Origin of the sequence: Enhydrobacter aerosaccus (assembly GCF_900167455.1) — a bacterium.
GTDB classification, from domain to species: Bacteria; Pseudomonadota; Alphaproteobacteria; order Reyranellales; family Reyranellaceae; genus Reyranella; species Reyranella aerosaccus.
In genome coordinates, this window is the sequence record NZ_FUWJ01000022.1 from 19,462 (window position 1) to 28,339 (window position 8,878).

The 8,878-nt window shown below is 66.6% G+C and carries 7 protein-coding genes; all 7 read left to right on the top strand.

Annotated elements, in window-relative coordinates:
- Positions 1–13: 13 nt before the first annotated feature.
- Positions 14–1,183, top strand: a complete 1,170-nt coding sequence (locus tag B5D62_RS32415) for a hypothetical protein (protein ID WP_085938244.1) — start codon at positions 14–16, stop codon at positions 1,181–1,183.
- Positions 1,180–2,997 (top strand): AMP-binding protein, encoded by a 1,818-nt coding sequence (locus tag B5D62_RS32420; protein WP_085938245.1) that lies wholly within the window; start codon positions 1,180–1,182, stop codon positions 2,995–2,997. Before B5D62_RS32415 ends, B5D62_RS32420 begins: the two co-directional genes overlap by 4 nt.
- A 249-nt stretch (positions 2,998–3,246) precedes the next feature.
- Positions 3,247–4,164 carry an AAA family ATPase gene (locus tag B5D62_RS32425; RefSeq protein ID WP_139374216.1) on the top strand — a complete coding sequence of 306 codons (918 nt, stop codon included), beginning with the start codon at positions 3,247–3,249 and terminating at the stop codon, positions 4,162–4,164.
- Between the two features lie 258 nt (positions 4,165–4,422).
- Positions 4,423–5,022, top strand: coding sequence for a Panacea domain-containing protein (locus B5D62_RS32430; RefSeq protein ID WP_085938246.1), 600 nt, complete (start codon positions 4,423–4,425; stop codon positions 5,020–5,022).
- A gap of 148 nt (positions 5,023–5,170) precedes the next feature.
- Positions 5,171–5,413 carry a hypothetical protein gene (locus B5D62_RS33180; protein WP_139374217.1) on the top strand — a complete coding sequence of 81 codons (243 nt, stop codon included), beginning with the start codon at positions 5,171–5,173 and terminating at the stop codon, positions 5,411–5,413.
- Positions 5,414–5,890: 477 nt separating this feature from the next.
- Positions 5,891–6,163 carry a hypothetical protein gene (locus B5D62_RS33185; RefSeq protein WP_139374218.1) on the top strand — a complete coding sequence of 91 codons (273 nt, stop codon included), beginning with the start codon at positions 5,891–5,893 and terminating at the stop codon, positions 6,161–6,163.
- 1 nt (position 6,164) lies between these two features.
- Positions 6,165–8,878 (top strand): beta strand repeat-containing protein (locus B5D62_RS32440; protein WP_085938248.1); only part of this gene is annotated, 2,714 nt, incomplete at its 3' end.

Genomic DNA, 8,878 nt, shown 5'->3' on the forward strand with positions numbered 1-8,878 from the left:
CGAACCCTACCCCATGGCCGGAAGCGGGCGAAATCTCTGGATCGCAGCCGGGCTGGTCGCCGTGCTGGCGATCGGCACGGCGACCTTGCCGACGACAGGATGGGTATCCGGGCTGGCAGTGCTGCTGGGTCTGGCCGGCGTGGTTCTGCTGCGCGGCAATGGCTGGCGCAACGGCTCGCTGCTGGTCGCCGCCGTCGCCCTGGCCGTCAGCTTGCTCGATGTCTTTGCCGGGCTCCTGGCTCCCACCGCGCACGGGATGGGGCTGGTGAAGACCTTCGATCCCTGGGACTGGCTGATGGCCGATCCGGAGCTCGGCTATCGGCCGCGGCCGGGTGACAAGGTCCAGGCCGGCGCCTTCTTCGACGGCGCTCCGGTGTTTCGCGTCACCTATACCATCGACGGCGAAGGCATGCGCCTGACGCCGCCGGCTCCGGCCGGCGCCGACACCTACCTGTTCGTCGGCGACTCCTACATGTTCGGTCAGGGCCTCGCCGACGACGAGACGCTGCCGGCGCAATTCGCCAAGGCCGTCGACTTCAAGGTGAGAACGGCCAACTTCTCGGCGCCGGGCTATGGTCCCAACCATCTCGTACGCGCGTTCGAGACCGGCCGCTTCGATCATCTCAAGGACCGCAACCTGAAGGCCGTGGTGACCTGGATCATCCCGGCCGACCTCTCGCGGGTGACGGGCGACGAGTCCTGGCTCGGCTCCTCGCCGCGCTATGCGATCGACGACGGCGTGCCGCGCTTCACCGGCACCTTCACGGAGCATCGCTGGAGCGATCCGCTCGACGGCCTGCATTATCTGGCCGGCCAGCACTTTCCCTTCATCGCCGCCATCGGCATGCGTCAGCGCCAGGACCGCCAGGTCGCCCTGTTCTCGGCGCTGCTGCTGCGCCTGCAGGAGCTGGCACGCGACAGGCTGGGGGTGCCGCTGCTGGTGCTCTACAACTGGCCGGACGAGGACGCGCCGCCTGGCCGCGACGAACCGGGTCGCACCCAGCCGGCCCTGGTGAAGATCCTGACCGGGCTGCGCGACCGCGGTCTGTCGCTGATGTCGGCGGAGAAGCCGACCTGGAACAAGGAGCTCTCGAAACTCGTGATCCCGCACGACGGTCATCCCTCCGCCTATGCCAATGCGCTCATCGCCGAGGCGCTGAAGCAACGGCTGCTGGCGCCGTGAGCGATCGGCGCAGCGTCGCGCCCATGCGGCGGCTCAATCGGCCTGCACCCAGGGTCGAGGTCGAGCGTCGCGCTGACGGCGTGCTCGTTCTGTCGGCCGGCCGCGACCTGCCGCCGTCCTATCCGCTGATCATCGACCGCCTGCAGGCCGCCGCCGAGCGGCGCCCGCAGGTGACCTTCCTGGCCGAGCGTCGCGGGCCGCAGCGCCAGTGGCAGCGCATCACCTACGCCGAGGCCTGGGCGAAGACTGGCGCGATCGCCTCGTGGCTGATCGCGCAGGGCTTCGGCCCCGATGGTCCGCCGATCGCCATCCTGTCCGACAACAGCCTCGAGAACGCGCTGCTGCTGTTCGGTGCCCAGCGCGCCGGTGTCGTGGTGGCGCCGCTGTCGCCCAACTATTCCGTGACCGGCGCGCGCAGCGGCGACTTCAGCCGCTTCGATCACGCGATGGACCTGGTCGAGCCGGCGCTGGTGTTCGCCCAGGACGCGGCCGCCTATGGTCCCGCCCTCGACCGAGCCGCCAGGCGTGGCGCCCGCCTGATCACCGTCGACGGCCAGCGCGGCCTCGCCTTCGCCGCCCTCGCCAACACCTCGATCGACGCTGCGGTGGCGGAGCGGCGCCTGCACCTCACGCCCGACACGCCGGCCAAGATCCTGTTCACCTCGGGCTCGACCGGCCTGCCCAAGGGCGTGCTCAACACGCACGGCAATCTCGCCGCGGCGATCGAGATGATCCGCGCCGTCGGCGAGCCGCTCGACGAGTCACGCGTCTCCGTCACCCTCGACTGGCTGCCCTGGCATCACACCTGGGGCGGCAACTCAAACCTCAACGCCGTCGTGCGCGTCGCGGGCTCGCTCTACATCGATGGCGGCCGGCCGATCCGCGGCCGCTTCGACGAGACGATCGAGAACCTGCGCGAGCTGTCGCCATCCTCGTTCGGCTCGGTGCCGGCCGCCTATCCGCTGCTGCTGGAAGCGCTGGAACGCGACGCCGACCTGCGCCGCGCCTTCTTCAAGAACATGCGTGGGCTGGGCTATGGCGGCGCGCTGCTGCCGCAGGAGAGCTTCGACCGCTTGCAGGCAACCGCGACGGCGGAGCTCGGCGAGCGCCTGCCGTTCGGCGCCGGCTGGGGCATGACCGAGACCACCAGCACCGGCTTCATGGTCTACTGGAACGTCGATCGCGCCGGCCTGCTCGGCCTGCCGCAGCCCGGCCTGCAGGCGAAGCTGGTGCCCGCGGGCGATCGCTACGAACTGCGCGTGAAGGGCCCCAACGTGATGCCGGCCTATCACCGCAATCCCGAGGCCACCGCCCAGGCGTTCGACGAGGAGGGCTTCTTCCGCACCGGCGATGCCGCGCGCTGGGTCGATCCCGAGCGGCCCGAGGCGGGCATCCTGTTCGCCGGCCGCGTCGCCGAGGAGTTCAAGCTCGCCTCCGGCACCTGGGTGCGCGCCACCACCTTGCGCGCCCAACTCCTCGACGCGCTGCAGCCCTATGTGCGCGAGCTGGTGATCGTCGGCCCCGACCGTCCATGGCTGGGCGCGCTGGTCTGGCTCGATCCGGCGACGCTCGCGGTCGCCGACTGGCGCGCCGCCCTGGCCGTGAAGCTCGCCGCCTTCAATAGCCACGCCGGCGGCTCGAGCATGCGCATCGAACGCCTGCTGCCGCTCGCCGAGCCGCCCTCGAGCGCCGAAGGCGAGGTGACCGACAAGCGCTCGCTCAACACCCGCCGCGTGCTCGAGCGCCGCGCCGCCGACGTGGTGCGCCTCTACGCCGAGCCGGCCGACCCCGAGGCGATCCTGCCGGCGCCCTGACCCGCGTCCCAGCGCGCCGTCCCCGCCGGCGGGGACAGCTTCGATGCCGATGGCATCGGCATTTCCCCGCTGTCGTCCCGCCGTCCCCCGTGTCCCGTCCTGTCCCGGCTGTCCCGCGCGTCCCCGCTGTCCCGCGATCATCGCGCTCCGCCGATCGCTGGCGCGCGAGAGTCACGACGGGGGGATAGCGACCGGAATCGTCGATTCGTGCCGGCTCATGGCACAACCGGGTCGAGGAGAACCGACGCCATGCAGCCCGAATTCCCGCCGCCCCATCCCTTGCTGCCGCCGATCTACAACGCCCAGCAGCTCATGACCGCCGAGCTGCCGCCGCGTGAGGCGATCGTCGAGCCGATCCTCGCGCGCGAGGGGCTGGCCATGCTCTACGGCCCGCGCGGATTGGGAAAGACCTTCGTCGCGCTTGGCCTCGCCTGGGCCGCCGCCGCGGGCGGCAGCTTCCTCAAGTGGCAGGCCACGCGGCCGCATCGCGTGCTCTATGTCGACAGCGAGATGCCGGCCGCCGACATGAACCAGCGCCTGCACCTGCTGGGCTCGGCGCCGCCCGGCCTCGATTTCATGATGGCCTCGCTCAGCCCGGCCGGCCTGCTCGATCTCGCCAAGCCGGACGGCCAGCGCGGCTTCGAGCGCTGCTGGGGCGCCACGCCGCCCGAACTCCTGGTGCTGGACAATCTCTCCAGCCTGGTCGGCATCCGCAGCGGCGATCCCGATGCCTGGAACGCGTTGCAATCCTGGCTGCTCGGCCTGCGCCGGCGTGGCATGGCGGTGCTGCTGGTCCATCACGCCGGCAAGGACGGCACGCAGCGCGGCACCAGCCGGCGCGAGGATGTGCTCGACCTCGTATTGGCGCTGCGCCGGCCGGCCGACTACACGCCCGACCAGGGCGCGCGCTTCGAGCTGCATTTCGAGAAGGCGCGCGGCCTGCATGGCGAGGCGGTGCATCCGTTCGAGGCGCGCCTCGTCACCGACGGCAACGGCCTCGCGCGCTTCCAATGGGGACCGCTCGCCGCCACCGACTTCGATCGCGCCGTGCCGCTATTCCAGTCCGGCGCCTCCGTGCGCGAGGCGGCGGCGCTGCTGTCACTGTCGAAGTCGGCCTGTCACCGGCTGCGGATGAAGGCGGTGGAGAGGGGGTTGTTGATGGGATGATTGGCTCGGCGCGAAAGCGCCTTGCGAGGCATCGCCGGCCCGTCTCGAGCTTACTTTCCTCGATGAGTCAGCGGAGTTCAGCGGTATCAGCTAGCAAATGCACCCGAACGGGTCGGCGTTTTGTTGCTTCAGGCGCCGGGAATTCGCAACTAATTGTCGTGATGGCGCGTTTATAATCTTTCTCAGCGGGCGAGTCAACCATTTGCCTTGTTCAGGCATTACTTCGGTTCGACGGCCGTCAGTGGGGGAGGAGAAACGATGCCAGACGGCCAGTTCTATGAGGGCCCGCGTATGCTTCGTTTCAAGGTGAACTACGACAAGTGCATTGACGGCATTGCACTGCTTGCGGAGCACAAGCCGGGCATCACCCAATACTATATCGGCAAAGTTTTTTTCTTTGCGGACAAAGAACATCTGCTCGACTGGGGCCGCCCCATCAGTGGCGACCACTATGTCGCGATGGATCATGGGCCCGTGCCATCTGTCATTTACGACATGCTAAAGGACGACGCCGGTCTGCCGGATGAGGTGAACGAGAAGCTCGCCAGCCGGATAAGCATCACACTGAATGGCAAGAAGCGCGAAGTGTATGCTCACGCAACCGCCGACAATCACCGCTGGCAATCCCTATCCAAGGACGAAGTGAAGTACCTTCTTGATTCCCTCAAGAAGTACGGAAACAAGTCGTTCACCGAGTTGCGCAATATCACGCACAACGAGCGTGCGTGGGCCGATGCGTATGAGACTGGTTCCAATAATGCTCCGATGGACTATGAGAAGCTAATTCCCGACTCGTTTGATGATCGGAGTGCCTTCGTAGAGCAGATCAAGGAGCGAGCAGCGTTCGATCGCGCCTAGTATGCTTCCGAAGACGTGGGATGTAGTCTCGATCTACACGCAAATCCCGCGAATCCCGCACGAAAAGCACTGCATTGTCCTAAACGCCGAGAGGCGGGAAGTTTTTTTCATCAACTCGGAGCCTCCGCGGGCCCGTAAGGCGCGAGAGATGGCGGTTACCATCGCGAACTTTGAGTGCCACGGCCTATACAAGGCCGATTCATATGTTGATACAACCGATGTGCGCGTCATGCCGGCCGATGAGTGGGACGCGGCCGTGGCGAAACCAGACAAGAACAAAGGACAACTGCTGTCCGCGGTGAAAGCCCGTTGCCAGGGGGCGATTAAAGGCCATGGTCAATTGACGTCCGAGCAGCGTCAGCTTCTCGGCGTGATTGATGATGATTGCTAGACTGCGATCTCCCATACCAGCCGGTCGCCAAGCCCCTTCACAGACCTAATCAACCCCCTGGAGCGATGGTGACGCAGGCTCGCGCCGACGCGCTTTCCCAATCGTCTTGACCAGCTGCTTATCCGCTGTGTTCATGCCGCGCTCAGGCATGACGTTCATCGTTAGCTCTGGCTCGATCCCTAAGGGTTTCGCTGCCGTCGATCTTCGCGATGAAGGCCCGACTCGCCGCAGCGAATCTGACGTGAGGGCTCTGCTTCGTGACGACTTGATGATGGGGCAAGCGCAACGCCTCGATCGATGCGACGCGCGGACCGTACCACGGCAGCAACGGGCAGCCATCCGGCCGTTGCAGGCACTCCGCTTCGCGTGACCCGATATGGGTACCAGAAACCTGCAACCGGCCAGCAACTAGGGCAGAATGAAGGCGAGAGAAGCAATTCATCCGGCAATGGGATGGTTGCGGGGGAGAGGCATGGAATGACGCGGGGGCGTCGAGCGCTCGGTCTTGGGGCGAGCGCCACGGCATTGCTTGCCGTGGGCGCGCCGGCTCGTGCCCAGAGGCTCGGCCGGATCTCTGCGGCACTGCCAGCAGCAGTTTCTGCCTACCGTTCGTGGCGGTCGGGAGCGGCGACGATCCTGCGCGCCAGTACACCCGCGCGACGCTCGACCGAAACGAATTCCGTCCAGGACTTCACCGGCGCCTTCACCGCAGGCGTCAGCATGACCGTGCTGCGTAACGAGGAAGATTAGTATGGGAAGCAGAACATCGGGCGTGCTGGCCCTGATCGCTGTCCTGATCGTCGCTTTGGCGACAGATCCGGCGCTGGCGCAGAGCTGGAATTTCTACAGCAGCTTGGGCCAGTCCACGACGCTCAACTTCAATACCGCGATGAGCGCGAACCAGGACGCGACGCTGAACGTCAAAGTGGGAAACACAAACCTGGGTTCCATCCCGATGGATACCGGATCGAACGGCATCCTCTCATCGGCCTTCGTGCCGACGGCCGGTGATACCTATCTGGGTCCCGGGACCGAAACGCTGACCAGCAGCAAGATCACCTACAACGGCAATCTCTATCAGACCACCGTCACCATCGGCTCGGGCGCCAACACGGTGACGTCGAAAGTCACGGTCCTGCAGGTGACGAGCATCACCTCTGCCGCCTGTCCGCAGGGCTGCGCGCCGGGCACCGTTGCCTACATGGGCGTGGGCTTCAATCGCGGCGTCAGCACGGTTACGGCACTCACCCCGGGCACGCTGATCAATACCAATCCGTTCATCAACGTCACCGCGATCAACGGCACGGCGGTGACCAACCTGCAGCAGGGCTACATCATCAGCAGCACGGGCATAACGCTGGGTTTGAACAGCACCAATACGCAGAACTATGCCTTCGTGAAGCTGATGCCGGATACCAGCCCGAGCCCGAGCAGCCAGGCCGGAACGGTCTGGCAGCAGGCCCCGGCGACCGTTGTCGTGAACGGCGTAGCAGGCAGCGGCACAATCCTGCCGGACAGCGGGATCGGCTATTCTTACCTGACGCCGCCGAAATACGTTGGACAAACCCCTTGTCCTACGCCGCCAGGGGGCGCCTGCCTGCCGTCGAGCGCGACGGTCATGATCTATCTGCCTGGTCAGACCACGCCCCAGCTCGCGATGTACTCCCTGACCGATCCGGGCAGCCCGCTCTCGCCGGCATGGATTGCCATCAATCCGCCGAGCTCGACGACGTTCGTCAATACCGGGCGCCTGTTCTATCTGGGCTTCGACTATCTCTACGATCCCGCCAGCGGTTTCGTCGGCTACGCATCGGTCGATCCAACCTATGCCTCCGTGACTCCCATGGTGGCCCTGATCGGCACCGTGGACCTGGCGGACAACTTCAGCTCCACCTACCCGACCTATCTCTTCGGTCCGACCACGCTTCTGGAGGCCGGAACCGGGACGATCTCGGCGGTCGTCAGCGGCTCCGGCGGACTCACGATCGGCAGCGGCACGGTGATCCTCCAGGGCGTGAACACCTATCTCGGCGGCACGACTGTGACCGGCGGCGCCACGCTCGGCATCCAGGCCGATTCGGGCCTGGGCGACGCCTCGGGCGGACTGACGCTCAACAACGGGTACTTGCTGCTGGAGGGAAGCTTCGCAACCGCCCGTGCGATCACGCTCGGGGCTGGTGGCGGCGCCATCCTCACCAACGGCAACACGCTCACGGTCAACCAGGGCATCTCCGGGACCGGCGGCCTGCTCGTCAGCGGCTCGGGCCAGGTCGTGATGGCGGCGGCGAACAGCTACACCGGCGCGACGATGGTGAATGCCGGCTCGACGCTCGCCCTCACCGGCGCCGGAAGCATCGCCAGCTCCAGCGGCCTGACGAACAACGGCACCTTCGACATCTCCGGTGCCTCGAGCACGGTTTCCCTGACGTCTCTGGCCGGCAACGGCGCGGTCAACCTGGGCAGCCGGACCCTCGCGATCACCAACGGCAGTGGCATCTTCTCGGGTGTGATCGGCGGCAGTGGCGACCTGACCGTGGCCGGCGGCTTTCTCGGCCTGACGGGGAACAATACCTATACCGGAATGACCAACGTGACCGGCGGCACCCTGGCGGTGAACGGGTCGATCGCCAGCACCGTGACGACGGCCGCCGGCGGCACCCTGACCGGCAGCGGCCAGATCACCGGCGATGTCGTGAACTACGGCACGTTTGCGCCGGGCAATCCCTACGGCACCATGACCGTGAACGGCGATCTCGCTCAGACGCAGGGCAGCACCCAATATGCGTCCGTCAACAGCAGTGGTCAGGTCGGCAACGCCGTGGTCACAGGCACGGCCAGCCTCCAGGGCGGAACGGTGTCTGTCGCTGCTGCGCCGGGCTCGTATGCGCTCAGCACGACCTACAGGATCCTCCGGGCCAATGGCGGCCTGAGCGGAACCTATTCATCCGTCACCAGCAGCCTGCCGTTCCTCCTGCCGAGCCTCAGCTACGACGCCAACGATGCCTATGTGACCCTGCAGATCGGCGGCTTCCAGAAGGCGGCGCAGACGGCGACACAGATGGCGGTGGCGAACGCGCTCAATGCCAGTGCCCAGACGGCGACGGGTGACTATGCCAGCGTGATGTCGGCATTCTCGTCCCTGAGCACGGGTCAGATGTCGGCGGTGCTGAACGCGCTGAGCGGTCAGAACTACGCCGCCTTCTCGACCTCGATGACGCAGGCGGCGCAGATGTTCATGAACAGCTTCCTGTCCCAGGCCGGCGGCGGCAGTCGGACCAGTGGCAACGTGGCCGGCGGTGGCGGCAGTCGCGTGGCGCTGGCGGAGGCCTGCGACGTCGAGAGCGCCTGCGATACCACGACCCCGGCGAAGTGGGGCGCCTGGGGCGGCGGTGTCGGCGGCGTCGGCTCGGTCGGAGCCGGCACCGGCATGGGCGCGGTGACCTACAATCTCGGCGGCTTCGCCGC